Here is a 25,682-nt window from a genome sequence, read left to right as displayed (position 1 = left end):
GATCCGGCCCCGGGGGGCATGACTGAGCGGAGCGGGACCCGATAGATGAGCATGCATATCGCCCTGACCTTTGACGACAATTTCTGGGCGCCGGCCTTTGCCACCATGCGCTCGGTATGCCTGTTCACCCCGAAGCGCGAAGAGCTGGTGTTTCACCTCTGCCACCGCACGATGACCCCGGAACACAAGGCCGACCTTGAGGCGATCCGGGATGAGTTTCCGGTGACCCTGGTCTGGCACGCGCTCGACCAGATGGATATGTTCACCGACATTGCCGCGCGTATGCCCGAGAGCGAACGCTTCCCCAGCATTGTCTATGCCCGCCTGCTGATCGACCGGCTGGTGGGCGACGGCGTTGACCGCGTGCTTTATCTCGATTGCGACACCATGGTCCGGGACGATGTGAAACGGCTTTTCGACCTGGATCTGGAAGGCAACGCCATCGCTGCGGTGCGCGACATCTCGGGGGCGTATATCACCAGTGGCCGGGACATGCGCAAAAACCGCGATATCTTCGATCCGGCTGACTACTATTTCAATTCCGGAGTGATGCTGATCGACGTCAGGCGCTGGCGCGAAGCGCGCATCATCGAGAAGATGGAAGAGCTGCACCAGGCCGGGATCATGCAGCGCATCTACTATGACCAGGACCTGTTGAACCTGACCTTCAAGGGGCAATGGCTGAGCCTGTCATGGCGCTGGAACACCATCGATTCCGTGCCTGCCCATGAAAGCCTGAACCCAGCCATCATTCACTATACCGGCGACAACAGCCCCTGGCATCTGCTCTCCACGATGATGCCCAGCGTGGCCTTTGCCCGGCTCTACCGCCACACCATGACCAATGCCTTGTACTACCGCTTCGCCCGGCACCGCTGGAAGCGCTGGTGGCTGAAAAAGCTGCGGCTGGCGCGTTAGGCCACCGCGGCCGGATCGAGCCCTTCTTCGGCGCAGAGCGCGGCCAGGGCACTGCCCTTGGCCGGCAGGGGCAGGCCGGCGCGGCCGCGATCGGTCAACTGGCTGCGCCAGAGGTGAATACCTAGCGTTTCGGGGGTGATGGCTGCGTCCAGGCTGGAGCCGGCCTGCATTAGGGCCGGAATGCCCTCATAGGGCACGGGATAGAAGGTCGCCGCCGACCGCACCGTGTCGGTCAGGCCGTGCCGGGCGACATAATGGGTCAGCGCCATCGGGCCGGTGGCACCATATTGCATATGCTCGGGCGAAACCCGGTCCCCGACCAGGCGACGGAACGCCACTTCGAGGCGCCGCATTGGTGGCAGATGCGGCTCGAAAAGCGGGCGCTTCCTGGCTTCGAAAATGCTCAGCAGATCGGCCAGCAGCGGCGCATCCGCCGGTATATGCAGCACCGCGCCATTGACCGAGCCGGGCCGCTCCCAGGCGAACAGATAATCCGGCGGCCCTTCAATGGGCCGCACGCAATAGATGTCGAGATCGGCATAGACCCCCAGCCCGGCGCGCATCACCGCATAGCGGAAATGGTCCGAGAACACCCCCGGCGTGCCCTTGCCCTTGTAGAACACCAGCTTCTCGCGCGGCAGCAATGCGGCCGCATCGCGCCATTCGGCCCCGGCCGGCAGGTTCTCTATGGTGTCATAGGAATGCACCAGCACGCGATGGCCGCGCCGGACAAAGGCGGTGATGCACAACACCTCCAGCCAGCTCAGCGGGCCATGCCAGAAGCTGATGATCGGGGGCAGGGTCATGCGGCCTCAAGTCCTTCGGGTCGCGCGCATCTAGCATGACGCCGCACAAGAGAAAACCGCCGCCTCCTTTGCGGAGCGCGGCGGCCAAGGTTTTGCATGGGATCGTCTTCTTGACGGACTTTAGTTGGCGGCCGCCCGGCGGCGATATTCGGAGGCGACATAGAGCGCGACCAGGGCGAACCCGATGCCGATACCGACCTGCAGCCAGTCGAATTTCTGCAGGAAATCCGTCACGAACAGCGTGGCATCGAACGGCTCCTGACCCTCGAAGACCCGGTCGAGATGGTCGGTGGATACCGGCAATTGCGAGCGGTAGTCGAGATAGGCCCAGGTGCGGGTGGCAAAGGGATGCAGCCCCCCCAGGGTCACCCATTCCAGCGCGGAAACCACGGTGGGCAGCAGCAGCGAAAGCGGAATGGCCCAGCGGCCCACGACGCTGCCCAGGGCGCCGACCAGCGCCATATAGGGCAGATACCACAAGAGACCGCAGACCAGCAGCACGAGGAACACCAGCGCCATCTGGCCGTAAATCCCCACAATGGCGCCGAACAGCCCAGCATTGCCGAGGCCCGCGATCATGGTGGTGACATAGGCCACGCCAAACATCAGCATGATGCTGACCAGCGCCACCGCAAAGACGGCGCCGGGCAGGATGGTCAGCGCGGCGGTAATCTTGCTGAGCAGGACCTTGAAGTCGGTGACTGGCATCGACTTCCAGAACAGCATGGCATTGTTGCGCTTGTCGGCGGCAAAGCCATCGGCGCAATAAAAGAACAGCACGAACCCCAGATAGGCCAGCCAGGCGCCCGAGAGACCGGCAAAGCCGGCCTCGAACACCCAGGTGGGCACCACGGTCAGCAATTGACCGGAAAAGCGCGTGTCGAGCCGGTCAACACTGAACGCCAGCAGGGTCAGGGCAAAGACCACCCCTACCAGCACCAGCGGCGCGATGAAAAAGGCCCCGCGATGCTCGATGAACTCGCGGTGGATCAGGGCGAAGAAGGCCTTCATCGGGCGGTCTCCGGATTGGCTGTGGGCCGCTGCATCAACGCCACGAAGAGGTCCGAAATGGTGGGCGTCGAGATGCGGCCCAGCGGTTCGAGTTTTTCGCGTTCGACGCCGTCGAAGATGAACACGGTCTGGCCGAAGCGCGTTTCTTCATAGACCGGGCCATGTGCGCGGGCCTGGGCCTGCGCCTCGGCGCTATCGGCGACCAGCTGGGTGAATTTTTCGCTCACCGTTTCCATCTGCATGTGCAGGATCATTTCCCCATCGCGGATGAACATGATGTCGGAGAGCATGAATTCGATCTCGTCCACCTGGTGGGTGGTGATGATCAGCGTGCGCTCCTCGGTCATGTAGTCTTCCAGCAGCCGCCGGTAGAAGCGCTTGCGATAGGTGATGTCGAGCCCGAGCGTGGGTTCGTCCAGTACCAGCAGCTTGGCATCGATCGCCATCACCACCGCCAGGTGAAGCTGGGCGATCATGCCCTTGGAGAGGGTGCGGATCTTCATTTCGGGCCGGATATCGGTGCCCTCGAGGAATTGCCGCGCCTTATCCGGCGAAAAATTGGGATGGATATTGGTAAGCAGCGCAAACAGCTCACGCACCCGCAGGAAGCGCGGCAGGCTTGCCACATCGGAGATGAAGGCAACGTTTTCCATCAGCTTGGCACGGCGGGCAAACGGATCTTCACCCAGCACCCTGATGGTGCCCTCATAGGAGGTCAGGCCCAGCATGGCGTTGAGCGTGGTGGTCTTGCCCGCGCCATTATGCCCGATCAGCCCATAGATGCGGCCGGCCGGAATGTCGAAATCCAGATCGTGCAGGATTTTCTTGCGGCCAAAGGATTTGGAAAGCCCGCGAGCGGACACGATGGGTTCGGCGGAAATGGAAAGCTCAGTCATTTGCTCTGCCCTTCGAGCTTGGTGTCTGTGGCGATCAGATCCTTGAGATCGAGATCGAGCGCCTTGATCTGTGCCGCAATGCGCGGCCAGTCTTCCTTGAGGAATTTCTCGCGTTCATGAGCGAGCAATTGCGCTCGCGCGCCGCTGGTAACGAACATGCCCAGTCCCCTGCGTTTCTCCACCACCCCGATATCGACCAGAGCCTCGAAGGCCTTGGTGACCGTAAGCGGATTGACCGAAAGATCACCGGCAATCTGGCGCACCGAGGGCAAAGCATCGCCCTCCGCAACCTGTTGCCGGAGGATCATCTCGATCAGCCGCTGCCGGATCTGTACGAAGATCGGCTGGCTGGCGTGAAAATCATCCATGTGTCTTGCCTATCTAGTGTGCTAGATATGTAGCACACTAAGCACAGGAGTCAACAACTTTGCTCTGCTGGGCCGAGCCAAAAACGAAAACGTATGAAAATAGAGGGCTTTAGGCCGGAACAGCCTCGGTCACGCGCGCGCCCGGCGCGATGGTCGGCGGGGCCGCATTGAGCTGTTCGATAGCAAAACCCGCTGCCGCCTTGTAGCGCGCCATGAACTCGGCGCGTTCTTGTGCGGGAATGACCGCATCGATGTCGTCGAACACCCCGCCGCAGCGTTCATCCACCATGTTGAGCAGGCCAAACGGGCCGGCGCCGCGATTGCGCAGGATCAGTTCCGAGATCGGGCCGCAAAGCTTTTCGTCATAGGCTGCCAGCGCGTCGGCACTAACCCCATGCCTCAGCACCATCGCGCCCAGGATGCGGGCATCGATAATAGCCTGGCTGGCCCCGTTCGAGCCGGTGGGATACATGGCATGGGCGGCATCGCCCATCAGCGCCACCGGGCCATCCTGCCAGGTGGAAACCGGATCGCGGTCGATCATCGGGTTTTCGTAAGCGATGTCGGCCCGTGCCAGCATGTCCGGCACATCGAGCCAGTCATAGCGCCAGTCGGCGAAGTGGTGGGCAAACTCGGCAATCTGGACCCGCCGGAACCAGCCCGCGTTTTTCCAGCCTTCCGAATTGTCCAGCGTCACCTCGGCAATCCAGTTGGTGACGGCCAGGCCCGTTTCGGGATCGGCCGGGCCGATCGGATAAAAGACGATGCGGTGGCGATGGCTGCCCAGCCCCACAAAGGACGAGCCGCTGCGAATGGGTTTGGCCAGCGTGGTGCCGCGCCACATCACTGCGCCGCCCCAGTGAATTGGCGGTTGGTCGGGATGCATGGTGGCGCGCACGTTTGAATGAATGCCATCGGCGCCGATCAGCAACCGGCCGGAGGCATGCGTTACCTCCCCGCCGGCGCGGCGGATTTGCGCCGTCACCGAGCCGTCGCCGTTCCGGGCATAGCCGATCACCTCATGGCCAAGCTGGACGCAATCCGTCCCGGCCCGCGCCACCAGCGTGCGATAGAGCAGCATATGCAATTGCCCGCGATGCACCGAATATTGCGGCCAGTCATACCCGGCCTCCAGCCCGCGCGGCTCTGAATAGATCTCATTGCCATTGCGCCCGAGCAGCGCCCATTCGCGCGAAGCCACGCCGATGCCGTCGAGGTCGCTCTGGTTCAGGCCAAGATCGAACAGTTCGCGCACCGCATTGGGCTGGATATTGATGCCGACGCCGAGCGGGGCCAGTTGGCGCACCGATTCATAGACCGTGAACGGGACCCCGATCTGGTGCAGCGTCAGGGCCAGGGCCAGCCCGCCAATACCGCCGCCCGCAATCAGCACCCGATCCTGCGTCATATGGATGTCCCCCAGCCGAGCCCTTTTCGGGCGCATTGCCGGGTGGTTTATTCAATCAGTCCGGGCTTGTCCAATGCCCGGCGTCAGCCGACGGCGTAAAGCTCGATCTGCACCGCGCTCTGGAGGCGCGCGCCGGTGCCCACGAACATGGTCCGGTTGATCCAGTCATATTTAGGATGCCCTGTGCTCAGGCGTGCCGCGGTGCGCATGTAATAGCTCTCGGGCGGGCAGACCTCCCCGGCGGCCAGTTTGGCCAGAATTTCGGGTGGCCCGTGGCGAAAGCCGAAATTCTCGATTTCGATCAGCGCCCCATCATCGGTCTCGAAAGCATAGCGCGCATCGAGCGCAGCCACCCCATTGTCGAACACGCGCTGCCAGTCGGCGCCGAAATCGAGAATGGTGCCGGAAATGCCCGGCCCCGAAACCGTGCCGCCGCGAATGGGAATGACCCTCTTGCTGGCCCCGTGCACATCGCCGATCACCATCGGCTTGGACAGCGCCACCTCCAGCGTACAGAAATGCGTGAGCGTCGGCGCGGGCAACAGGGGCACGTTTCTTGTCCTTGGTCGGCATGGCAAATCGCGGCCCAAGATGTGTCATGCCAGAACGCCGATGCCAAGCCGCCCGGGCGCATCAGGAGAAACGGCGCTGGACGCGCACCTTGCCGCATATCAGGCATGCGCCAGGCACATGCCTGATATGCCTTGCACGCCCGGCCCATCTAGGGCATTCACATAACGTCGTCGGACCCGCGCCTGCGGGTGGCTTCTCCGGGCGCCTATCCCCCGGTCACCTACCAGATCGTTTGAACATCGATGCAACGGAGCGCCTGAAGCGTTCGGCTGCCGGTCAGACTGCCTCGGGCATGGTCTTTGATTTCCATGCCATTTCACGCGCAGACGACCGCGTTTCGTAGGGCCCGCAACGGGCATTGCCGCCGCCGGCCACGCTTTCTTCAGGACATCCCTGTGTCGCGACAGCCGCCAGAAGCCTTCTGACAGCGGCACTCCACAGATGGACCCCAGATGCAAGATTTTCTTCCCCGCATGCGCGCCGAATGGTTCGGCAATATCCGCGCCGACATCCTCGCCGGACTCGTCGTTGCCCTCGCGCTGATCCCTGAAGCCATTGCCTTTTCCATTATCGCCGGCGTCGACCCCAAGGTGGGGCTCTACGCCTCCTTCTCGATCGCCGTGCTGATCGCCTTTGTCGGCGGCCGCCCCGGCATGATCTCGGCGGCGACGGCAGCAACCGCTGTGCTGATGGTCACCCTGGTCAGGGATCACGGCCTTGAATACCTTCTTGCCGCGACGGTGCTGGCTGGTTTGCTGCAGATTGGCGCGGGCTTTCTCAAGCTCGGCTATGTCATGCGCTTCGTCTCGAAATCGGTGATGACCGGCTTCGTCAACGCTTTGGCCATTCTCATCTTCATGGCCCAGCTTCCCGAGCTGACCAATGTCACCTGGCTGACCTATGTGATGGTCGCTGGCGGCCTTGCCATTATCTATCTCTTCCCGCGCATCACCAAGGTCATCCCCTCGCCGCTGGTCTGCATCGTGGTGTTGACCGCCTTGTCGCTGGCGCTGGGCCTTGATGTCCGCACGGTGGGCGACATGGGCGCGCTGCCCGATACGCTGCCAGTGTTCCTCATCCCGCAGATCCCGCTCAATTTCGAAACCCTGATGATCATCCTGCCCTATTCGGCCGCAGTGGCCGTGGTGGGGCTGCTCGAGTCGCTGATGACGGCGCAGATCGTGGACGAGTTGACCGACACCAAGAGCGACCGCAACCAGGAATGTATCGGCCAGGGCATCGCCAATACCGCCACCGGCTTCATCGGCGGCATGGCTGGCTGCGCCATGATCGGCCAGTCGATCATCAATGTGAAATCGGGCGGCCGCGGAAGGCTTTCGACCTTCTGTGCCGGGATCTTCCTGCTGTTCCTGATCCTGGTGCTGGGCGATCTGGTCAGCCGGATTCCCATGCCCGCCTTGGTCGCCATCATGATCATGGTCTCGATCGGCACCTTCTCCTGGAGCTCGATCAAGAACCTGGCCATTCATCCGCGCAGCTCCTCGATCGTGATGATCGCCACGGTGGTGACGGTGATTTACACCCACAACCTGGCCATCGGCGTGCTGATCGGCGTCCTGCTCTCGGGCATCTTCTTTGCCTGGAAGATATCGCAGATCTTCCGCATCACCTCGGAACTTTCGGCCGACGGGCGCGAGCGGACCTATACGGTCGAGGGCCAGGTGTTCTTCGCTTCGGTGGAGGATTTCAACGCCGCTTTCGACTTCAAGGAGAGCCTCGAAAAGGTCACCATCGATGTCACCCACGCCCATATCTGGGACATCTCCAGCGTGCAGGCGCTCGACATGATCGTCCTCAAATTCCGCCGCGAGGGGGCCGAGGTCAATCTGGTGGGCATGAACGAGGCCAGCGAGACCATTGTCGACAGGCTGGGTATTCACGATAAGCCCGGGGCGCTCGAACGCCTCATGGGGCACTAGGAGGAGAACGACAACATGGCAAAACTCATCGCCTTCATCGACGGCTCGACCTATGCCCAGAGCGTGCTCGACCACGCCGCCTGGGTGGCCACCACCATTGGCGCCAGCGTGGACGTCGTGCACGTCATCGGCCGCCGCGACCTCTCGAGCACACCGGCCGATCTTTCGGGCAGCCTGGAACTGGGCGCCCGCACGAGCCTGCTCAACGAACTGGCCGAACACGATGCCCAGCGCGCCAAGCTGGCCCAGCAGCGCGGGCGGCTGATCGTCGATGCCGGCGTCAGCCGTCTGCTTGAGGCAGGTGTCGAGAGCGCGGTTGGCAAGTTGCGCAATGGTGACGTGGTTGAGGCCGTCCAGGAACTCGAAAAGGACGCCGACCTGATCCTGATCGGCAAGCGCGGCGAAGCGGCCGATTTTGCCAAGCTGCATCTGGGGTCGAACCTCGAACGCGTGGTGCGGACCAGCACCAAGCCGGTGCTGGTGGCGTCGCGCGCCTTCCAGCCGGTCAAGCGCTTCCTTGTCGCCTTCGATGGCGGCCCGAGCGTGATGAAGGCGATCAACCACATCGCCACCGGCAAGCTGTTCCCGGGCCTTGAGGGCCACATGGTGACGGTTGGCAAGGATACCCCGGAAAGCCGCGGCAAGCTCGAGACGGCTGCCAATGTGCTGCGCAGCGCCGGCTACACCATCCATACCCATATCGAGGAAGGCGAGCCGGAAAAGATCATCGCCAGCCATGCCGAGGCCGACCATATCGACCTGCTGGTGATGGGCGCCTATGGCCATTCGCGCATCCGCAGCTTCATCATCGGCAGCACCACAGCCGAAATGGTCCGCTCGGTAAAGCGCCCGGTGATGCTGTTCCGCTGACAGGACTGGCCGGCCGCCGCACATTTTGCGTACGGCGGCCGCCAAGCTAAGCCCCGTGCCAAAGTTGTTCCGTCGCCAGGGGAACCGCATGCCCAGTCAGTTCGAGCAGAAGGATGCGCCGCGTTTCAAGGCTCTTATCCGCGACGAACTCGCGGAGCTGGAGCGCCTTGCCGAGGGCACCGCATCCGATCGGGCGCCCGTGCAACTTGACCAGCAGAGTGTTGGTCGCCTGTCCCGCATGGACGCCATGCAGGGCCAGGCGTTGGCGCAGGCCTCCAGTCAGCGGCGCCAGGCCAGGAGGGTCGCGCTGGAAATGGCGCTGCGGCGCCTGGAAACCGGCGAGTTCGGCGACTGCCTTGATTGCGGCGAACCCATTGCGCTCAAGCGTCTCGACATCGACCCGGCCGCCACACTCTGCATTGCCTGTGCGCAAAGGAATGCTGGGTAGCCCCGCCGGTCGGTGCTAGGCTGGTCCAACCCGCCTCGGGCCGAAGTCTCGGCCGCCTTTCCATATCAATCTGTTCATGCCGGCGCTCTGCCGCGAAAGTCATATCGTGTCCGTCATTGCCCCGCCAAAGTCTCCGCCCCTCTCCGAGCTGACGGGCCGCCAGTGGCAGTGGATCGCCGGTGGCGCCATGATGACGCTGGCCACAATGCCTGGGCAGACCAATTTTATCGCCCAGTTCAACACGGCGCTGCGAACCGAATTCGGGCTGACCCATGGCCAGTTCGGCGGCTTCTACACGCTGGCCACGCTGGCCAGTGCCAGCGTACTGGTCTTTGCGGGGATACTGGCCGACAAGTTTCCGGCCCGGCGCCTTGCCATCATCTGCATGCTCGGCCTTGCTGCCACGGCCCTGATCATGGCCGGCGCGGGCCATGTCGCCATTCTGGTGCTGGCGCTGGCAATGTTGCGCTTTTTCGGCCAGGGCATGCTGAGCCACGTCGCCATGACCACCATGTCACGCTGGTTCAACCGCTTCCGGGGCCGGGCCCTGTCCTTTGCCGGATTGGGCTTTACCCTGGGCGATGCGGTCCTGCCCTTTGTCCTGACCGTTTCGATCCTGGCCTTTGGATGGCGCAATGTCTGGGCCGGCGCAGCAGCCATGCTGGTCGGGCTTGTTATACCGGCCATCTGGTTCCTGTTGCGTGATCCGCCCGAAGGCCGCAAAGGGCGCCCGGTCATCGCCAATCCCGACGGCGCGGGCATGCTGAAGCCGACCGGGCTGCAATGGACCCGGTCGCGCGTGCTGCGCGATCCCCTGTTCTATCTCCTGCTGCCCGGAATTATGGCGCCCCCGGCGGTCGGGACGCTCTATGTCTTCCACCAGGCGCACCTGACTGAGGTAAAAGGCTGGGACCTGACGGTCTTTACCGCAATGTTCCCCTTCCTGTCGCTGTCTGTGGCGATATCCTCGATCTTCGCCGGCTTCCTCGTCGACCGGCTCGGCGCCTGGCGGCTGATGCCCTTCGTGCTCCTGCCCCTGGCCGTCGCAAGCCTGATCCTGGGCACTTTGGCGCCAATATGGTCCATGCCGATCGCCTTTATCTGCATCGGCCTGACGCAGGGGATGACCAACCCGGTGGTCGGCGCCTTGTGGGCCGAAATCTACGGCACGGCGCATATCGGAGCTGTCCGTTCGCTGGTGACGGCGGCCCTGGTCGCCGCGTCCGCGCTCGGCCCTGGCATTGCCGGCTTTCTGATTGACACAGGTGCCCCCATCACGGTCCAGACCTTCGGTTATGCAGCCTATTGCGTCCTCGGCTCGCTGCTCTATCTGGGCCTGCAAGCTGCCATGTCTCGCCGGGTGGCGACCATTTCCTGAAGATCTGCGGGCTGCAGAGGCCGATGAGGTGACGTGGCGGCGTGGTCGACCCGCCTGAAACTGTCGATTGCGATAACCGCCCTTCAGATGTCCCCCCGTCACCTCGGTTCGCCCGACGATATTGTCGCCCCCAGACCAGCCGCCCTGCGGGGTTGCGGCAGCAATCCAGTGCATCCAGCCAAGATTAGGTCAGAGAAGGCGATAATGGGGATTGCGCCCGCAAGCGCCCTACTCGGTAGGTGAGCCAGAGACTGAGTGCCATGAACGCAAAGAGCGGCGCGCGGTTCACGCCGGTGACCGGGTTCTCAAGCCCGAAAACGGCGACGAAAACGAGGTTCAAAACGATGTAGCCGACAGCCCCGGCCCAGAGCGCCATTCTCCAGGTCTGGCCGAGGAACACGCCCAGGCAGACGCCGATCACGAGCACGGCGTTCGACATGATCCGCAGCATTTCCACCTCGTTTATTGCGATGTGCAGTCCTGCATCCACGGCCTGAACAGCGATGACGGCGCCAAGCATCACCAGCGTCTTTTTCTGAAGTTCCATTTGTTTCCCTTTTCAGTCTTGAAAGTTTGAAGGTCGATGAGCCGGCGGTGGCCGCGTCCAGTTCCGGGTTCAACCCGCTTGATGGATAGGATCGGGCCCCGCCTGCTCATCATCTCATCGCCTGCGCATGCTGCGTCCCGCTCGTTTGGCCCGGTGGTTGGCTTGACCGGCGCCGTGACAGATGGGCCGGGTTGCGCTGCGTTCGATTGATCTGCCTAACCCTGCGCCTGCTAGACCATCGCCTGCAGCTCCGCCCCTGTCAGAAGGCCGTCACCGTTGGCGTCGATATGCGCAAAGGCCCTTGCCTGATTACCGGTCCGGGCAATCAATGCGGCGCGTCCAAGATTGTCTGCCGCATTGAGATCGATAAGCATCACGAATTCGCTCTGGTTCAGGGCGCCGTCCGAATTGGCGTCGGCTTGGCTCAGGTTCTCGGCCATGAGCTGGCGCGCGGCTTCCGAAGGACCCTGGGCATACGCCCCGGCAGCAGGCAGCATGACTGCTGCGGCAAGGGCGAGACGCCCGAGATTGGTGTGTTTCATGGTCATTGGCCTTTCTTGTCTGGGGACTTTCCCGGTGTTTTCCGCGTCAGGGACACTCAACCATCGCCCCGCTGGCATCGATGCAGGTCACGATCCGCGAGCCACCGCTTCCGATTTCGTAAGTGCCCTCCACAGTCGCCGATTGACCGTCGGCACCGGAATACACCGCTCCGCGCGAGTAGGTGCCATCGTTGAAGCTGGCGCTCCCGTTATAGCTGCCATTCTGGCCAGACGCCTCGACCGCGCTGCTGCCGCTCCAGCTTCCGTCCGGGTCTCGATCAAGGGTGCGATTGCCGCTGAAGAAGCCATTGTCACCAGCGATCTCGGTTCCTGCCACGCCGCTGAAGCTGCCATCTGCTGACCAGGTCGCCGCCCGGCCGCTGCACCCGGCGGCGTTGATGTTTGCTGCGCAAATCCCGGACCACGCAGTCCCGTTGCCCTGGCCGTCGCCGACCGCGAAATTACGCCTGACGGCGCCGCCACCCTGGCCGTTGGACATGACGCTGCGCGAGCCCGCAATGGTACCGTTCTCGCCGGAGACAGCTCCGGCGCGGACACCGAACCCCTGCGCTTCGGCGGGAACGGGCTGGAGGACTACCAAGGCGATCGCGCCGGCCACCAGGGCGATTGCTGGGCTCGCCGCTAAGGCATGGCGCGTCTTCTGGAAATGGGTCTGCATGAGTTTACTCCTGCTTGCGTTGGAATGGCCTTGCCGACTGGCATAAGCGTCTGAACAGGAGGGAAGATTGCAGGGGTTCTTTTCCTCCGGATTTCAGGGTTGTTTCAAACTCCAAGGAGGGCGCTGTTTCTTGTTGCAGCATGTTGCAACCTGAAATGCCTGAGAAATACAGTTGCGCTACGATTGACCAGGGTTGCATGCACCTGCCGCAACCCGGTCGGCACCAGCGAGTCCACGAACAGATCCCAAGGCATGCCAGAACCCACGCGTCCCGTCGCAGAAACGCCTATCCGCATCGCTGTCGTCGAGGACGACCATGAAATCCGTGATCTGGTCGTTGCCTATCTCGAACGCGAGGGATTCGCGCCGCGCGGCTTTGTCGACGGGCGCGCTTTCGACGCAGGCAGGAGCGCTTTCGAGCCCGAGCTTGTGGTGTTGGACCTGATGATGCCGGGCGAGGATGGACTGTCGATCTGTCGGCGGATCGCGCCAAGCCTTCCTGTGCTCGTGCTATCGGCCAAGGGTGAGGACATTGACCGGATCATCGGGCTGGAGATCGGCGCCGACGACTATCTGGCGAAACCCTTCAATCCGCGCGAGCTCGTCGCGCGCATTCGCGCCATTCTACGAAGGCGTGCACTTGGCTCGGCAGATGCCGTGCTCCCGGTTTCGATCGCGCCATCGCCTGACCCCGAGCCGCGCGAGGTGCTGGCGTTCGAGGGGTGGGTTCTTGACGTTGATGGTCGCCGCCTCGCGGCGCCCTCCGGAACCCAGACCCCGCTTTCCGCCGGAGAATTCGCGCTCCTGACCGAATTCGCCCGGCGCCCGCGTCGCGTGCTGACACGCGACCAGCTTCTGGACCTGACCAGGGGGCGTGACACCGAGGCATTTGATCGTGCCATCGATGTCCAGCTTTCGCGCTTGCGCAGGAAGTTGGCGGCGCATGGCGGCGCAGACCTCATCACAACAATCCGCAACGAAGGCTACCTTTTTTCCGCTCTGGTCACGCGGATGCGCGCTGGAGGGCAATGACATGAAGCTCGGTTTCCATCCTCCGCGAACATGGACCGCAATCTTCAGCGCGGTGAGCAGGTTGGGCTTGCGAACGCTCGTTCTGACGATCTTCACGCTCGCCTTGGTCAATATCACCTTCGCCATCGCGATGAGCTGGTCGGCGCCGGATTTCGACAACAGCCTCACAGGGCCCCCTATGGTCCGCCAGGCTGCCGCTGCCGCCCGCCTGATGGATGAGCTGGGCGCAGAGACGCGTCCCTTTGCGCTGGCAGCCCTCAACTCACCATTGCTGCAATTCTCGTTGCGCGAACGTTTCGATGACACGCCGCCGGTGGAGAATCCCGCTCCGGTCTTTGTCCCGGTAATTTCCATGTATCAGGCCGTCTTGGGCGACAGGCCCTTCAGTGTCTACCAGCGGAGTGAGGGGCGCCCAGGCCTCCTGCGCCGCGCAAAACTATCGGACGACATCATCATCGTGATGCGGCTGGCTGACGGGACAGGGCTCACCATCTCCAGTGGCGAAGATTACCGGCGTCTCGTCGGATCGTACAGCGTGACCCTTTTCGTCGGAATACTGAGTGTCATCCTGATCGGGCTGATGACCTGGGCGAGCCTGTCCTATGCCCGCCCGCTCGAACATCTCGCCCGTGCCTCCCGGACCTTCGTGGAGAGTGCAAACAATGCTGCCCGTCTCGAACCGCTGCCGGAAACCGGACCAAGGCCGGTGCGAGAGCTGGCATCGGCTCTCAATCTCGCGGTGACCAGGATCGCGCGCGCGATAACCGAGCAGACCACGACACTGGCCGCGATTGCGCATGACCTGAGGACCTATCTGACCCGACTGAGGATGCGGAGCGAATTCATCGGGGATGCGGTGCAGCGAGAAAAGATCGCCAAGGACATCGAAGATATGTCGCGGCTGATCGACGATACGCTGTTGCTCGGCGAAGCAGCCCACAGGACGCTCGCCTTCACCCGTGTCGACTTGACCCAATGGCTCGACGAGTTCGTGGCTGGTCGCGCGGAAGTGGGCGACGCCGTCCACGCCGAAACTCCGCTGACCGCAATCACCGCCGAAATCGCTGCGCCGGAACTCACACGCGTGCTGAACAATCTCGTCGACAATGCGCTTCGCTATGCCGGGTCGGCATCCATCGCTGTGTCCCTTCTCGACCCCGAAACCGTCGCTATTGATGTCGTCGACAAAGGTCCAGGCGTCCCGGCCGATTTCGTCGCCGAGATGACCAGTCCCTTCACCCGGATCGAGGGTTCGCGGTCGCGGGATACCGGCGGCGCGGGCCTCGGCCTCGCCATCGCAAAGGCCCTTCTGCAGCAGGTCGGTGGCGGGCTGAGCCTTTCCAACCGCGATGACGGTGGGTTTCGGGCCCGTGTCACGCTTTCGGTCTCTCCACCGGACGAGCCGCTCGGCGATGCATAAACGGCGGTTCTGGCCGTTCCGAGACCCGTTCCGCGTCAGGCCGCGGGGCTCCGAAGGGCGGATGGTGCAGCCGACGCCCTTTGAATCAAAAAAGAAAAGGGCCCCCGATTGGGGCCCATGACATAGTCATAAACTCAAAATGGCTGACAGAACGGGATTCGAACCCGTTTTCCGTCTAAGTCATTATCCTGTCTGAAAAAGTTGAGGGCTCAGGTCGCCAGTGTGACGGTGCGCTGTAACAGGACCCTTGGCATATTTGCAGGTGCCGAGCTCTGGTCAAGGTCGCAATTCGGTCGCGTCGGTGGTCCCCTTGTCTGTAACTGCGCGGCAGAATTGGAGCCGAAGCCGGAATGGCCAGCTTTGGCCCCTGAATAGCCCCGCGTTCTGTAGACCCCTTCGGGGTTAGGTTTGGTGTCGCCGTTCGAACTCGACGGGTGAGAGCATACACCATTTCCCAGCTCCGATTGTCGGTCAGACCTGGGATGATGGTGCAGTTGCACCCTGTCCGCTTAGGCTTCGATGAAGCGCAGCAGATCGGCGTTGATCAGGTCGGGGTGGGTGGCAAATAGACCATGCGAAAGGCCTGCATAGGTTTTGAGCGAGCCGTTGCGCAGAAGCTTGATCGCCTTGTGGGCGGAGTTTTCGATCGGCACGACCTGGTCATCTTCGCCATGCAGCAAAAGCACTGGAATGCTCAAAGCCTTGAGATCTTCGGTGAAGTCGGTCTCCGAGAAGGCGGTGATGCAGTCGTAGTGAGCCTTGGCTCCGCCCATCATGCCCTGGCGCCACCAATTCTCAATCAGCCCTTGGCTGACGGTCGCGCCCTCACGATTGAATCCATAGAAGGGGCCGGCGGGAACATCGCGGAAGAACTGGGCCCGGTTTGCCTGTAGTGCCGCCCGGAAACCGTCGAATACCGCCATGGGCAGCCCGTCGGGATTGGCAGCCGTCTGCAGCATGATCGGTGGCACAGCCCCGATCAGCACAGCCTTGCCCACACGTCCGGGCTCGGCACGAGCCGCATAGCGAGCCACTTCGCCGCCGCCCGTCGAGTGTCCGATATGAACGGCGTTCCGCAGGTCGAGCGCTCGGGCCAGTTCGGCGACGTCGGCGGCATAGGTATCCATCTCATTGCCCGTATCGGTCTGATCGGAACGGCCATGGCCGCGGCGGTCGTGAGCGATAACCCGGTAGCCCTTGAGGCGGAAGAACAACATCTGGTTGTCCCAGTCGTCCGAGCTGAGGGGCCAGCCATGGTGGAAGACGATGGGTTGCGCGTCCTTGGGGCCGAGGTCCTTGTAGTAAATCGAGGTGCCGTCGCTGGTGGTGATCGTGCTCATTGCGATATCCCTTCGCTGCTGGGGCAGCCCGTCGCCGCCCTCTGATATGGACACAATGGCGGCCAACACGGCATCATGCGCTTGGCGAAAATGACATTCATCGAGGCAAAACGGACAAATGAACAAGGACACTGGAGTTGTTGCCGAGGTGGGGTTGCTCATCTATCCCGGTGCCCAGCTTGCGGCTGTCTATGGCCTGACCGATTTGTTCCGCATTGCCGGCGAGTGGGCGGCGCCGATGGATGGCGGGCTGAAGCCGGCGATCCGCGTGACCCATTGGAGCGGCGAAGCGAGCGACGTCATCGACTGCACCTGGGACAGTCATCCCGGGACGCCGCGTCACCTCTCGCATATCATCGCCCCGCCCAGCATCATCATGCCCGACAAGATGGCGTCGATGCAGCGACCCTCGGCCTGGCTCTTGGAACAGCACCGCGCCGGCGCAACGATTTGCTCGATCTGCGCCGGTGCCTTCGTGGTGGCGGAAACCGGGCTGATGAACGGGCGGCGTGCCACTACCCACTGGGCCTTTGCCAACGCCCTGGCCGATCGTTTTCCTCAAGTCGAGGTGGCCGTCGAACGAATGGTCATCGACGATGGGGATCTGATGACAGCGGGCGGCATTCTCGCCTGGGCCGATCTTGGCCTGACGCTCGTGGACAAGCTGATGGGGCCCGCCACCATGCTGGCGACTGCCCGCTTTCTGCTCATCGATCCACCCGGGCGGGTGCAAAGCGCCTTCGCCCAGTTCAATCCGCGCTTCGATCATGGCGATCAAGCGGTGCTTCGGGCACAGCACCATCTCCACGCCACTGGGGCCCAGGCCCATGATCTGGCGGACCTGCTCGCCATCAGTGGACTTGAGCAAAGGACATTTTTGCGCCGGTTTCGAAAGGCTACGACCTTGCGGCCAACCGAATACGCCCAGCAGGTGCGGATCGCCAGGGCGCGCGAGCAGTTGGAAGCAACCAAGCAGCCGGTCGAGCAGATTGCCTGGCAGGTCGGCTATTCTGACCCGGCGGCCTTTCGCAAGGTGTTCCAGCGCATTACGGGTATCGGTCCCAGTGCCTACCGGGACCGGTTCGGCATCGCCTGAGCCGACCTCGGACGGGGTACCGACGCGGGAGAGTTCATCCACTGACTTTGTTTTTTGGCAAGCCATCGTAGTTGGCAATGCCTGCGCTCTGGTCGCCATCGACCGCCAGTTCGGCGCCAGTGACAAAGAGCGCGTCATCAGACGCGAAAAACAGAACGGCGTTTGCAATGTCCTCGGGCTGCCCGACCCGCCCGAGGGCCACCGCGCTGGTGTCGAAGGTGACATCGGCTGTCATCGGCGTCTGGGTCTGGCCGGGATGAACCGCATTGACGCGAATATTGGCGACCCCCAGTTCCAGCGCCACGGTTTTCGTCAGGCCACGCGCCCCCCCCATTTGGCGACAACATAGCCCGACATCATCGGCACGCCCTGCAAGGCGCCGACGGATCCGATATTGATGATCGACCCGCCACCGGCGCGCTTCATGGCCGGAACGACAGCCTGGATGCCGTTGAAAACCCCGATTGGGTTCACATCCAGGATATGTTGCAGGCGCTGGGTGTCCCAGTTCTTCAGCGGGGCCGGATCGGCAATCCCGGCATTGTTGACCAGGATATCGAGCGCGCCGAAGGTGTTTTCCGATGCCCGAACCGCCTCTGCCCATTGCTTAGGCGAACGCACGTCCAGAACGACGGCCATGGCATTGCGGCCAAGCTCAGCGGCCAGCGCGTCAGCCTCAGCGCGCCTGACATCGGCAATCACGACCTGTGCGCCTTCTGCAATGAACCGCCGCGCCGTGGTCATATCGGCTGCAACAAACATGTCCTCAGGCAATGCGCCGGCGTTGGTTCGGGCGGTCGTCAGGACGCGCGCACCCAGTTCGCGAAACAGCGCCACCGTGGCGGCACCCGCGCCCCGCGTGCCTGATGTGATGAGCACGCGTTTGTCGGTGAGGTTGAGAAAATCGGCCATAAGCGGGGACTCCGTCAACATATGGATTAGCCGCGTGTGCAAGGTCGCTGGCATTGTCTGGTCCGTCCCATATGAGGGCGGGGCCATGCCGGGATAAGTAAGAAAAATCGGCATGCGCTGTTGCAGGGATCGGGACAAGACCCTGCCGGCGACAGGTCAAACTATTGCCAAGCCAACTGTTATTGCGGTAAAATTCGGAAAAAGGTTGCAAAATGTCCGAAACTCTTCCGCCGTCCCTCAGTGCTCATCTCTGCTTTGCCATTTACTCTGCCAATATGGCGGTGCAACGCACCTACAAGCCCGTTCTGGACGAGCTAGGTCTTACCTATCCGCAATATCTGGTGATGATCACGCTCTGGTCCCAGGATGGGATGAGCGTAGGCGCTATCGCCGACACGCTGTCGCTCGAATCGAGCACGCTGACGCCCTTGCTGCAGCGCCTCGAACAGGCTGGCTTTCTGAAGCGGCAACGCGATCCGAAAAGTGAGCGGCGCGTAATCATATCCTTGACCGATCAGGGCAGGGCCCTGCGTGCCGAAGCCCATCGGGTCACCGATCGCCTGGTCTCGGCGTCTGGATGGGAAATCCGCGAACTCGACCGCATCAATGAGGATATTCGGCGGCTGCGCTCTGCCCTATCCCAGGAACGGCCAGCGGCCACTTGACCCGCCGCACAAAGATGGGCGGGGACGTCCCGCCCATCTTCGGCCCCGGTCGCTGACCGGCGTGATGGTCACTGCGCAGGGGAAAGTGCAGCCTCCCGCGCTGCAGCATCAATGGTGTCAGCGACCGTCTCCGACTGGGAGATATAGACAGCGTGGCTGCCGGCCACCGTGGTGATCTTTGCCCCGGCGCGTTCGGCCATGTGGAGCAGCATAGCCTGGTCGAAGGCATTGTCTTCGGTCGCGATCACCGCCCAGCTTGGCTTGGTGCGCCAGGCGGCGTTGGTCAGCGGCGTGCCAAAGACCGACATGTTGATGGGCACCTGCGAATCCCGCAGCAGGGCTGCCTGTTCGTCGCTCAAGTCGTCGGCAAAGCCGATCTTGAATTTATCGGGATTGAGATAGCCAAAGCCGTCGTCCTGAACGTCGATGACGAAGTTGGGCGTGGCGGCAAAGCCTTCATATTGCTGGCTCGTGGTCTCGCCCGCATCCGGGGCAAGAGCGGCGACATAGACCAGGCCCGCTACATTGTCGTGGTTGCCAGCTTCGGTGATGACAGTGCCGCCCCAGGAGTGGCCGACCAGGATTGTAGGGCCATCCTGGCGATCGAGGGCACGGGTCGTGGCGGCAACGTCATCGGCGAGCGAGGTCAGCGGGTTCTGCACGATCGTGACCGAATAGCCCCGGTCAGTGAGGATTTCGTAGACCTCGCGCCAGCCCGACCCATCGGCGAAGGCGCCATGGACGAGGACGACGTTGCGGATAGCCTGATCCTGCGGGATCAGTTCGGCGGCACGGGCCAGCGAGTTGACAGAAGCCCCCGCGATCAATGCGGCAGCGGCGACGAAGAATTTGGCAGTGGTATTCATAGTCTTTCCTTTCGAAGGCATGCGTTCAGGCTCGGCGTCAGGCACGGAGGTCTGGGCGCCGTCGGGACAGTTGCGTGTTGGGTAGGGTGGATGGGCCTGGCAGGCAGGCGACAGCCGCTATGCGCGGTCGTGGACCGCTTCGTGAGCGGCGGTGTCGATGGTGTCCGCCACCGTTTTGGCCTGGGAAACATAGACGGCATGGCTGCCAGCCACCGTGGTGATTTTTGCCATGGCGCGTTCAGCCATGTGGAACAGCATGGCCTGGTCGAAGGCGTTGTCTTCCGTCGCGATCACTGCCCAACTTGGTTTGGTGCGCCAGGCCGCATTGGTCACCGTGGCTCCGAAGGCGGACATGTTGATCGGAACCTGCGCATCGCGCAGGAACGCGGCGTCGTCATCGCTGAGATCGGCGGCAAAGCCGATCTTGAACTTTTCGGGGTTGAGAGCACCAAACCCGTCATCGGCAATATCGATCACGAAGTCCGGGGTCGGGGCGAAGCCGGCATATTGTTCACTGGTGGTCTGGCCAGCATCCGGTATCAGAGCCGCGACATAGACGAGCCCTGCGACATTGGGGTGACTGCCCGCCTCGGTGATAACGGTGCCGCCCCAGGAGTGGCCGACCAGAATTGCGGGGCCATCCTGACGATTGAGCGCTCGGGTGGTTGCGGCCACGTCGTCGGCCAGCGAGGTCAGTGGATTTTGCACGATGGTAACGGCATAGCCACGCTTGATCAGGTCATCGTAAACCTTGCGCCAGCCGGAACCGTCGGCGAAAGCGCCATGGACCAGGACAACATTGCGAATTGGTGCGGTCATTTTCTTCTCCAGCAGTGCAAGCCCAGGGGATTGCATTAATATTGTGGCATAATGTTTATCGCGATATGTATTAAGCTAGCCGGGCACTCTTGCTCTGTCAACAATAATTATCGCGATATGTAATTAATGTGCAGGCGACAGTGCGCGATGGCCCGAGCCACGTCGGCCGCCCGCGGCTCAGGCGCCGATTTTCAGATCGGCAATCTTGTCGTCGGCGAGAACGAAGACAAAGGTCAACGGGGCGGGGCTGCCTGGAAAGTCGCCGGTCACCAGAGCGCGGACCTCGGTGACGCCATCGTTCTGGCGCATGTTCAAAGGCTCGGCTGTGTGGCTGTATTTCCGCTTAGCTGCGCGCCACCAGTTACCAATGGCTGTATGGCCGACATGGGTCTGGCCTTCATCGGTGACAGTGGCGTCAGTGGAAAAGGCGCTGACAGGTGCGTCGCCATCCAGGTTTCTGTCGGCTTCAAAGAAGGTAGTGATCGGTAGGGGGAGGTTCATCCTGTTTCTCCGGTATCAATGTTGCCCGCTGAATATGCGCCTGGACAGCTATGCCGATAAGCGGGATAAAGAGGCATGTTGAATGTGAGAAATCGGGACAATGTATCGACCCGGGCTCAGCGACCTCGAAGCGGTGATTGCCATCAGTCGCCGGGCATCGTTCCGGGCGGCGGCGCTCGATCTGGGCATGTCTGCCACCGCGCTGAGCAGCGCCATCGGCAAGCTTGAGGCCGATTTGGGCGTTCGCCTGTTCAACCGCACTACGCGCAGTGTTTCCCTCAGCGATGCGGGGCGGCAGTTCGTCGAGACCGTTGCCCCGGCGCTGGACAGCATAAACGGCGCCATGGACGCAGTCCGGTCGCGCCAGGACGTTCCCTCCGGGACACTGCGGATCAATGCCTTTGCCGAAGCGGCGCGAGAAATCCTGTCGCCCCTGGTCTTGGAGTATTTGCGGCGCTACCCGAAGGTGCATATCGATCTGGTGACCGAGGGACGGCTGGTCGACATTGTTGCCGACGGCTTCGATATCGGCGTGCGGGTCGCTGATCTGGTGCCGAGTGACATGATCGCGATATCGCTGGGTCGTCCGAGGCGCTTCGCTGTTGTCGGCTCGCCCGACTATTTCACCAGACACCCCAAGCCGATCGCTCCTCCGGACGTGTTGGCGCACCAGTGCATCAGAGTACGTCTCCCCAATGGTGCACTGTTCAAATGGCAGTTCGAGAAGACCGGACAGCCCGTCCAGGTTGATGTCGCAGGGCCCATAACGCTGGATGAGGCCAATCTGGCGCGCACTGCGGTTCTGGAGGGATTTGGTCTGGGCTTTTTCATGGAGCAGACCATCCAGGACGATGTCGCGACAGGCAGTCTGATACGCGTCCTTGATGATTGGACACCAGCCTATCCCGGTCTCTGTATCTACTATCCCGGACGCCGCAATGCCTCGGCAGCGCTACGCGCCTTCGTCAACTTGGCGCGTGAGTCAAGGTTCGCCCACAAGCCGGAGAGCGGTTGAAACGGCCGCCTCCAATCATTCTCTGCGCCCCCAAATTCTACCTCAGGCGCAAGCCTTGGCCTCGGCTCCGAAAACGGGATTGCCGCTCAAATGGGCACCCGCAACACATGCTGGACAGGGCGACCTGCGGCGTGACACTGCCATTCACTAGTCTGGAAAGGTCCAAGGCTTTCACCAGTCCGTATAGGACATCAGTTGACCGAACCAAGACAGTGATCGCTTAAAGGACCAAGCAGTTGAGCACTCCACCCCCGATCATGCCGGACAACGGGCAGGAGAGCGTCTGGGACTATCCACGTCCGCCGCGCCTCGAACACGTTGGCAAGCGTATCGAAATCGTCTTTGCGGGCGAGCGCATCGTTGACGCACCCCAATGCTTCAGGGTTCTCGAAACCAGTCATCCGCCCGTCTATTACATCTCGCCCGCCTTCATAGCCCCTGGCGTTCTGCGATCAGCCGCGGGGTCAAGCATATGCGAATGGAAAGGCCGCGCGGGCTATTGGGATGTGACCGCAAACGGCAGAATTGCAGCACGTGCAGCCTGGCACTATCAAACGCCCACATCTGCCTTTGCGGCGATAGCTGGCTACTTTGCCTTCTACGCCGGTCTCATGGACCGTTGCACGGTGGACGAAGAGATCGTGACGCCGCAGCCGGGCGGCTTTTATGGCGGTTGGATCACATCCGGGATTGTTGGTCTGTTCAAGGGCGAACCTGGCTCCATGGGCTGGTGAGCGACACTGTGTAGGGCTGGGGCCCAGGGCAATGGTAAAGCGTGTCGAAAAGCGGGATCTGCCCGTCAAGACCTGTGCAAGCTGCAAACGGCCATTCGCCTGGCGCAAGAAATGGTCCAAGGTTTGGGATGAGGTCAAATATTGCTCAGATGCGTGTCGGAAAAAGGTCAGGCAAAGCCATGGCCAGCGGTAATCCGCCAATCCCTGGACCGTAGAATGGATTCCATGAATGACTGAGGATCAATCGCGGCTGGTGCGCTATCTCGCCTATGCCGGCGTCTTGCCGCCATGGCTGTGTCTGGCACTGCACCTAACCGTCGCGCCAGCTTTGGCAGCGTTTGCTTCCATCTCCTATGGGGCAGTCATTGCCAGCTTCGTTTGCGGGATGCATTGGGGCATCTATATGCGCCCGGCTGCACAGGTTCCCGTCAATTTGCTTCTGACCAGCAATGCAGGGGCTCTTGCTGCCTGGGCCATGGTGCTGGTGTCTGTGTGGTCTGTTGCTTTCGCCGGCCTCGGCCTGGCACTCGTTCTGGCCCTGTTGTTGGTTATCGACCGCCGTCTATGGACCGCAGGGTTGCTGCAGCCCTGGTTCTGGCCCGTTCGGCGCAATGCCAGCATTGGGCTCGGAGCAGGCCTTATCTTGTGGAGCATATTGGCATGAAGCGCATCGCTGTCATCGGCGCAGGGATCGGCGGTATTGCGCTGGCCTCCAACCATGACGTAGTGGTCTTCGAAAAGGGTCGCGGTGTTGGTGGTCGTATGGCTTCGCGCTATGCCCATGCCTTCAGTTTCGACCACGGGGCGCAGTATTTCACCGTACGCGATCCCGCGTTTGCCGCGCTTCTGGCGCCGGCTTTGGCTGCAGGCGCGGTCGCCCCCTGGACTGGCTCCATCGCCCGCATCGCTGACGGCATTATGACCGATCTAGCGGAACCGCGTGACCGACACCTGGTTGGCGTTCCCAACATGAACAGTGCCGTCAAAGCACTGGCAGACGGCCTCGATGTGCGGTTGGGTGTCGAGATTGCCCCACTCCGAGGTCACACGAGACAGGGCAGGCATCTCACCAGTACTGATGGAGTCGATCATGGCCTCTTCGACTGGGTCGTATCGACCACGACCGCGCATCAGACCATGGCACTGTTTGCCAACAACGCTCCAAACGAGGGCGCGCTATGCGCAACGAAGATGGCGCCATGCTACGCTCTGATGCTTGGCTTCGCCGAGCCGATCGAACTGCCTTGGATCGCCGCGAGGGTCTCAGGATCGCCTATCGACTGGATCGGGATCAATTCGACCAAGCCAGGGCGTGACACGTCCTGCACAACGCTGGTCATTCACTCTACCAGCCACTGGGCACAAGCACGCCTCGGCCAGGATATTGAGTTGCTTGGGGTCGAGTTGGCGCAAGCCCTCCATCAAGCCACTGGCATCGATCCCGACTTGGCGGTTTTCCGGGCCATCCATCGGTGGGCCTCAGCCCGTCGGTTACCACAGCCGAACAGCAGGCCCTATATCGATCCCTTGCGGCAGCTGGCAGCAACTGGCGACTGGACCAGTGGCAGCCGCGTCGAGGACACGGTGCTCAGCGCACTTGATCTGGCTGACAGCATCGAACGGGAATAGCCAGCCGCAGCATTCGGAGCGTTCCGCCCTTCCGCTGTTAATTGGCGAATTCATCCAGCAGGGCATGGATGTCGATAACGGCGCCCAGCCTGCTGGCGAGAAGGTAAATTCCACCAATCTTGCGATGAATGAACAGGGCGTCGATCGGCGGTATGGACCAAAGGTCCGCGGCAAATCCCTCAGCCAGCGCGCGATCGCTGGCGCGGCGCGGCAAGTCAGCGGCCGCAAAATCAAACTGGCTGCCAGCCAGCACATCGTCCATTCCCATGGCCAAAAGATCAATGGCAAGCGCCGCCAGCCGATGCTGCTGCGGCGTGAAGTAGCCAATCTCGATAATGGACTGTCGCTGTGCGGCCTTGTCCCTGCTCAGGGCTGCTCGTAGCAGCTGCCGCAGCTGTGCGGTCAGCGCCGCAGGGATTGTGCGACTTGCTCCAAAGTCCAGCAGTACGATGCGACCAGATTTGGGTTGGTAGCGGAAGTTGGCAAAGTTCGGATCTGTCTGGATCAAGCCGAACTCAAACACTTCCTGCAGCGTCAGGCGGATGAGGCGTTCGGCGACGCGGTTTCGTTCAGCCTGCGGCCGATTGGCCAGCCAGTCGATGGGCTCGCTTTCGACATAACTCATAGCCAACACTGCGCCGCCCGTTAGCGCAACTTCCACCTCCGGCACCAGAAGTGTTGGATCATCAGCGATAAGGCCGCCATATGCCGTCATCTGTGCAGCCTCGTGCAGATAGTCCGCCTCCTCGTGCAACTGCCGCCGCGCTTCTGCCTTGAGCGCCTCAAGAGGCACATCGGCCGGGATCATGCGTGACGTGCGGAGCAGTGAGACCAGGTTGTCAAGATCGCTATCAATGCTCGCCGCCACACCGGGATACTGCACCTTGACGGCAAGATCGCGGCCAGTGCGCGTCCTGGCCCGATGCACCTGGCCAATGGATGCCGCAGCGATCGGAACCATGGCGAAATGTTCAAACTGGTCGCGCCAGCGCGGGCCCCAGTGTTGGACCAGTTGACGTTCAAGTTGGAAAACCGGCATCGGGGAGGCATCCGCCTGCAGCCGCGCCAGGACAAGTGACCATTCTACAGGCAGGATCTGTCCAGCATCCATGGACAGCAACTGCCCCATTTTCATGACGGCCCCCCGCATATGCGAGAGTTTATCTGCCACTTTCACTGCGTTGGCAGGGGCAAGCAGCAATTCGGCAAGGTTTGGCGGCGTTCCACTCAATAGCTGGCGCGCGCCATTCAGCGCCACGCTGGCCCCAA

The 25,682-nt window shown here is 62.0% G+C and carries 28 protein-coding genes, 2 pseudogenes and 1 other annotated feature; of the genes and pseudogenes, 14 read left to right on the top strand and 16 right to left on the bottom strand.

Features of this window, described 5'->3' with window-relative positions:
* The first annotated feature begins 45 nt into the window (after positions 1–45).
* Positions 46–918: a glycosyltransferase family 8 protein gene (locus DDE76_RS01555; RefSeq protein WP_104892480.1), complete on the top strand. Its 873-nt coding sequence runs from the start codon at positions 46–48 to the stop codon at positions 916–918.
* Here DDE76_RS01555 and DDE76_RS01550 read toward each other — a convergent pair.
* The 6 genes from DDE76_RS01550 to DDE76_RS01525 all read right to left on the bottom strand — a co-directional run bounded on the left by DDE76_RS01550 (position 915) and on the right by DDE76_RS01525 (position 5,958).
* Positions 915–1,724, bottom strand: a complete 810-nt coding sequence (locus DDE76_RS01550) for a glycosyltransferase family 32 protein (protein ID WP_104892479.1) — start codon at positions 1,722–1,724, stop codon at positions 915–917. The genes DDE76_RS01555 and DDE76_RS01550 overlap by 4 nt on opposite strands.
* A 120-nt stretch (positions 1,725–1,844) precedes the next feature.
* Positions 1,845–2,735, bottom strand: coding sequence for a hypothetical protein (locus tag DDE76_RS01545; RefSeq protein WP_104892478.1), 891 nt, complete (start codon positions 2,733–2,735; stop codon positions 1,845–1,847).
* Positions 2,732–3,631, bottom strand: coding sequence for an ABC transporter ATP-binding protein (locus DDE76_RS01540; protein WP_104892477.1), 900 nt, complete (start codon positions 3,629–3,631; stop codon positions 2,732–2,734). Before DDE76_RS01540 ends, DDE76_RS01545 begins: the two co-directional genes overlap by 4 nt.
* Entirely contained in the window at positions 3,628–3,999 is a 372-nt protein-coding gene (locus DDE76_RS01535) for a GntR family transcriptional regulator (RefSeq protein ID WP_104892476.1), read from the bottom strand. Before DDE76_RS01535 ends, DDE76_RS01540 begins: the two co-directional genes overlap by 4 nt.
* A 109-nt stretch (positions 4,000–4,108) precedes the next feature.
* Positions 4,109–5,407, bottom strand: coding sequence for a flavin-dependent oxidoreductase (locus tag DDE76_RS01530; RefSeq protein WP_104892475.1), 1,299 nt, complete (start codon positions 5,405–5,407; stop codon positions 4,109–4,111).
* 83 nt (positions 5,408–5,490) lie between these two features.
* Positions 5,491–5,958 carry a DUF3237 domain-containing protein gene (locus tag DDE76_RS01525; RefSeq protein ID WP_245891759.1) on the bottom strand — a complete coding sequence of 156 codons (468 nt, stop codon included), beginning with the start codon at positions 5,956–5,958 and terminating at the stop codon, positions 5,491–5,493.
* 191 nt (positions 5,959–6,149) lie between these two features.
* Positions 6,150–6,202: a sequence feature (sul1 is cis-regulatory element that is thought to sense ions involved in sulfur or methionine metabolism; They are found in Alphaproteobacteria), on the top strand.
* A gap of 230 nt (positions 6,203–6,432) precedes the next feature.
* Between DDE76_RS01525 and DDE76_RS01520 the strand changes: the two genes are divergently transcribed.
* The 4 genes and pseudogenes from DDE76_RS01520 to DDE76_RS01505 all read left to right on the top strand — a co-directional run bounded on the left by DDE76_RS01520 (position 6,433) and on the right by DDE76_RS01505 (position 10,616).
* Positions 6,433–7,920, top strand: a complete 1,488-nt coding sequence (locus DDE76_RS01520; protein WP_210200310.1) for a SulP family inorganic anion transporter — start codon at positions 6,433–6,435, stop codon at positions 7,918–7,920.
* A gap of 15 nt (positions 7,921–7,935) precedes the next feature.
* Positions 7,936–8,790, top strand: coding sequence for a universal stress protein (locus DDE76_RS01515; protein ID WP_104892473.1), 855 nt, complete (start codon positions 7,936–7,938; stop codon positions 8,788–8,790).
* An 88-nt stretch (positions 8,791–8,878) separates the two neighbouring features.
* Positions 8,879–9,181 (top strand): annotated as a pseudogene (locus tag DDE76_RS01510) (TraR/DksA family transcriptional regulator); the annotation flags it as partial.
* A 163-nt stretch (positions 9,182–9,344) separates the two neighbouring features.
* Complete coding sequence (locus DDE76_RS01505; RefSeq protein WP_198650797.1) at positions 9,345–10,616, top strand: MFS transporter; 1,272 nt, start codon at positions 9,345–9,347, stop codon at positions 10,614–10,616.
* A gap of 184 nt (positions 10,617–10,800) precedes the next feature.
* Here the strand turns inward: DDE76_RS01505 and DDE76_RS01500 are convergent, their stop codons facing one another.
* From DDE76_RS01500 to DDE76_RS01490, 3 genes are all read right to left on the bottom strand, one after another.
* The gene (locus DDE76_RS01500; RefSeq protein ID WP_104892471.1) at positions 10,801–11,163 is read right to left on the bottom strand and encodes a hypothetical protein; all 363 of its coding nucleotides are present in this window, start codon (positions 11,161–11,163) and stop codon (positions 10,801–10,803) included.
* 230 nt (positions 11,164–11,393) lie between these two features.
* Complete coding sequence (locus DDE76_RS01495) at positions 11,394–11,711, bottom strand: EF-hand domain-containing protein (RefSeq protein WP_157955618.1); 318 nt, start codon at positions 11,709–11,711, stop codon at positions 11,394–11,396.
* A 40-nt stretch (positions 11,712–11,751) separates the two neighbouring features.
* The gene (locus DDE76_RS01490; protein ID WP_104892469.1) at positions 11,752–12,384 is read right to left on the bottom strand and encodes a hypothetical protein; all 633 of its coding nucleotides are present in this window, start codon (positions 12,382–12,384) and stop codon (positions 11,752–11,754) included.
* Positions 12,385–12,636: 252 nt separating this feature from the next.
* Here DDE76_RS01490 and DDE76_RS01485 point away from each other — a divergent pair, with 252 nt between their 5' ends.
* Together DDE76_RS01485 and DDE76_RS01480 are read left to right on the top strand one after the other, a co-directional pair.
* On the top strand, positions 12,637–13,416 hold the full coding sequence (locus DDE76_RS01485; RefSeq protein WP_104892468.1) for a response regulator: 780 nt from the start codon (positions 12,637–12,639) through the stop codon (positions 13,414–13,416).
* Positions 13,417–13,483: 67 nt separating this feature from the next.
* On the top strand, positions 13,484–14,836 hold the full coding sequence (locus DDE76_RS01480; RefSeq protein ID WP_157955617.1) for an ATP-binding protein: 1,353 nt from the start codon (positions 13,484–13,486) through the stop codon (positions 14,834–14,836).
* A 509-nt stretch (positions 14,837–15,345) separates the two neighbouring features.
* On the opposite strand, the gene DDE76_RS01475 is transcribed toward DDE76_RS01480, so the two are convergent.
* Positions 15,346–16,176: an alpha/beta fold hydrolase gene (locus DDE76_RS01475; RefSeq protein ID WP_198650796.1), complete on the bottom strand. Its 831-nt coding sequence runs from the start codon at positions 16,174–16,176 to the stop codon at positions 15,346–15,348.
* A 118-nt stretch (positions 16,177–16,294) separates the two neighbouring features.
* On the opposite strand from DDE76_RS01475, the gene DDE76_RS01470 reads away from it, so the two are divergent.
* Complete coding sequence (locus tag DDE76_RS01470; RefSeq protein ID WP_104892466.1) at positions 16,295–17,272, top strand: GlxA family transcriptional regulator; 978 nt, start codon at positions 16,295–16,297, stop codon at positions 17,270–17,272.
* A gap of 34 nt (positions 17,273–17,306) precedes the next feature.
* On the opposite strand, the gene DDE76_RS20005 is transcribed toward DDE76_RS01470, so the two are convergent.
* Positions 17,307–17,576 (bottom strand): SDR family NAD(P)-dependent oxidoreductase, encoded by a 270-nt coding sequence (locus DDE76_RS20005; RefSeq protein ID WP_198650795.1) that lies wholly within the window; start codon positions 17,574–17,576, stop codon positions 17,307–17,309.
* 8 nt (positions 17,577–17,584) lie between these two features.
* The gene (locus DDE76_RS20000) at positions 17,585–18,184 is read right to left on the bottom strand and encodes an SDR family NAD(P)-dependent oxidoreductase (protein ID WP_198650794.1); all 600 of its coding nucleotides are present in this window, start codon (positions 18,182–18,184) and stop codon (positions 17,585–17,587) included.
* Between the two features lie 212 nt (positions 18,185–18,396).
* Between DDE76_RS20000 and DDE76_RS01460 the strand changes: the two genes are divergently transcribed.
* Positions 18,397–18,849 (top strand): MarR family winged helix-turn-helix transcriptional regulator, encoded by a 453-nt coding sequence (locus DDE76_RS01460; RefSeq protein ID WP_104892465.1) that lies wholly within the window; start codon positions 18,397–18,399, stop codon positions 18,847–18,849.
* A gap of 68 nt (positions 18,850–18,917) precedes the next feature.
* On the opposite strand, the gene DDE76_RS01455 is transcribed toward DDE76_RS01460, so the two are convergent.
* From DDE76_RS01455 to DDE76_RS01445, 3 genes and pseudogenes are all read right to left on the bottom strand, one after another.
* Positions 18,918–19,715, bottom strand: a complete 798-nt coding sequence (locus DDE76_RS01455; protein WP_104892464.1) for an alpha/beta fold hydrolase — start codon at positions 19,713–19,715, stop codon at positions 18,918–18,920.
* Between the two features lie 117 nt (positions 19,716–19,832).
* Positions 19,833–20,522 (bottom strand): annotated as a pseudogene (locus DDE76_RS01450) (alpha/beta hydrolase); the annotation flags it as partial.
* A gap of 189 nt (positions 20,523–20,711) precedes the next feature.
* Positions 20,712–21,035, bottom strand: coding sequence for a nuclear transport factor 2 family protein (locus tag DDE76_RS01445; RefSeq protein ID WP_104892462.1), 324 nt, complete (start codon positions 21,033–21,035; stop codon positions 20,712–20,714).
* A 100-nt stretch (positions 21,036–21,135) separates the two neighbouring features.
* Here DDE76_RS01445 and DDE76_RS01440 point away from each other — a divergent pair, with 100 nt between their 5' ends.
* From DDE76_RS01440 to DDE76_RS01420, 5 genes are all read left to right on the top strand, one after another.
* Entirely contained in the window at positions 21,136–22,050 is a 915-nt protein-coding gene (locus DDE76_RS01440; protein ID WP_104892461.1) for a LysR family transcriptional regulator, read from the top strand.
* 257 nt (positions 22,051–22,307) lie between these two features.
* The gene (locus DDE76_RS01435) at positions 22,308–22,784 is read left to right on the top strand and encodes a DUF427 domain-containing protein (protein ID WP_104892460.1); all 477 of its coding nucleotides are present in this window, start codon (positions 22,308–22,310) and stop codon (positions 22,782–22,784) included.
* Positions 22,785–22,815: 31 nt separating this feature from the next.
* Positions 22,816–22,977: a DUF2256 domain-containing protein gene (locus tag DDE76_RS01430; RefSeq protein ID WP_104892459.1), complete on the top strand. Its 162-nt coding sequence runs from the start codon at positions 22,816–22,818 to the stop codon at positions 22,975–22,977.
* A 36-nt stretch (positions 22,978–23,013) separates the two neighbouring features.
* Positions 23,014–23,448 carry a DUF3429 domain-containing protein gene (locus DDE76_RS01425; RefSeq protein WP_104892458.1) on the top strand — a complete coding sequence of 145 codons (435 nt, stop codon included), beginning with the start codon at positions 23,014–23,016 and terminating at the stop codon, positions 23,446–23,448.
* The gene (locus DDE76_RS01420; RefSeq protein WP_157955616.1) at positions 23,445–24,413 is read left to right on the top strand and encodes an NAD(P)/FAD-dependent oxidoreductase; all 969 of its coding nucleotides are present in this window, start codon (positions 23,445–23,447) and stop codon (positions 24,411–24,413) included. Before DDE76_RS01425 ends, DDE76_RS01420 begins: the two co-directional genes overlap by 4 nt.
* Positions 24,414–24,450: 37 nt before the next feature.
* Here the strand turns inward: DDE76_RS01420 and DDE76_RS01415 are convergent, their stop codons facing one another.
* The gene (locus DDE76_RS01415; protein ID WP_245891758.1) at positions 24,451–25,671 is read right to left on the bottom strand and encodes an ABC1 kinase family protein; all 1,221 of its coding nucleotides are present in this window, start codon (positions 25,669–25,671) and stop codon (positions 24,451–24,453) included.
* Between the last annotated feature and the right edge of the window lie 11 nt (positions 25,672–25,682).

The organism is Devosia indica (assembly GCF_003056405.1).
GTDB lineage: Bacteria > Pseudomonadota > Alphaproteobacteria > Rhizobiales > Devosiaceae > Devosia > Devosia indica.
Note: the sequence above shows the minus strand (reverse complement) of the source record. Positions and strands in the feature narration are given on the sequence as shown.

Coding starts and splice junctions, on each gene's coding strand:
- DDE76_RS01555 (WP_104892480.1), top strand. CDS start 46: ATGAGCATGCATATCGCCCTGACCTTTGACGACAATTTCTGGGCGCCG.
- DDE76_RS01550 (WP_104892479.1), bottom strand. CDS start 1,724: ATGACCCTGCCCCCGATCATCAGCTTCTGGCATGGCCCGCTGAGCTGG.
- DDE76_RS01545 (WP_104892478.1), bottom strand. CDS start 2,735: ATGAAGGCCTTCTTCGCCCTGATCCACCGCGAGTTCATCGAGCATCGC.
- DDE76_RS01540 (WP_104892477.1), bottom strand. CDS start 3,631: ATGACTGAGCTTTCCATTTCCGCCGAACCCATCGTGTCCGCTCGCGGG.
- DDE76_RS01535 (WP_104892476.1), bottom strand. CDS start 3,999: ATGGATGATTTTCACGCCAGCCAGCCGATCTTCGTACAGATCCGGCAG.
- DDE76_RS01530 (WP_104892475.1), bottom strand. CDS start 5,407: ATGACGCAGGATCGGGTGCTGATTGCGGGCGGCGGTATTGGCGGGCTG.
- DDE76_RS01520 (WP_210200310.1), top strand. CDS start 6,433: ATGCAAGATTTTCTTCCCCGCATGCGCGCCGAATGGTTCGGCAATATC.
- DDE76_RS01515 (WP_104892473.1), top strand. CDS start 7,936: ATGGCAAAACTCATCGCCTTCATCGACGGCTCGACCTATGCCCAGAGC.
- DDE76_RS01500 (WP_104892471.1), bottom strand. CDS start 11,163: ATGGAACTTCAGAAAAAGACGCTGGTGATGCTTGGCGCCGTCATCGCT.
- DDE76_RS01495 (WP_157955618.1), bottom strand. CDS start 11,711: ATGACCATGAAACACACCAATCTCGGGCGTCTCGCCCTTGCCGCAGCA.
- DDE76_RS01490 (WP_104892469.1), bottom strand. CDS start 12,384: ATGCAGACCCATTTCCAGAAGACGCGCCATGCCTTAGCGGCGAGCCCA.
- DDE76_RS01485 (WP_104892468.1), top strand. CDS start 12,637: ATGCCAGAACCCACGCGTCCCGTCGCAGAAACGCCTATCCGCATCGCT.
- DDE76_RS01475 (WP_198650796.1), bottom strand. CDS start 16,176: ATGAGCACGATCACCACCAGCGACGGCACCTCGATTTACTACAAGGAC.
- DDE76_RS01470 (WP_104892466.1), top strand. CDS start 16,295: ATGAACAAGGACACTGGAGTTGTTGCCGAGGTGGGGTTGCTCATCTAT.
- DDE76_RS20000 (WP_198650794.1), bottom strand. CDS start 18,184: ATGGCCGATTTTCTCAACCTCACCGACAAACGCGTGCTCATCACATCA.
- DDE76_RS01460 (WP_104892465.1), top strand. CDS start 18,397: ATGTCCGAAACTCTTCCGCCGTCCCTCAGTGCTCATCTCTGCTTTGCC.
- DDE76_RS01455 (WP_104892464.1), bottom strand. CDS start 19,715: ATGAATACCACTGCCAAATTCTTCGTCGCCGCTGCCGCATTGATCGCG.
- DDE76_RS01445 (WP_104892462.1), bottom strand. CDS start 21,035: ATGAACCTCCCCCTACCGATCACTACCTTCTTTGAAGCCGACAGAAAC.
- DDE76_RS01440 (WP_104892461.1), top strand. CDS start 21,136: ATGTATCGACCCGGGCTCAGCGACCTCGAAGCGGTGATTGCCATCAGT.
- DDE76_RS01435 (WP_104892460.1), top strand. CDS start 22,308: ATGCCGGACAACGGGCAGGAGAGCGTCTGGGACTATCCACGTCCGCCG.
- DDE76_RS01430 (WP_104892459.1), top strand. CDS start 22,816: ATGGTAAAGCGTGTCGAAAAGCGGGATCTGCCCGTCAAGACCTGTGCA.
- DDE76_RS01425 (WP_104892458.1), top strand. CDS start 23,014: ATGACTGAGGATCAATCGCGGCTGGTGCGCTATCTCGCCTATGCCGGC.
- DDE76_RS01420 (WP_157955616.1), top strand. CDS start 23,445: ATGAAGCGCATCGCTGTCATCGGCGCAGGGATCGGCGGTATTGCGCTG.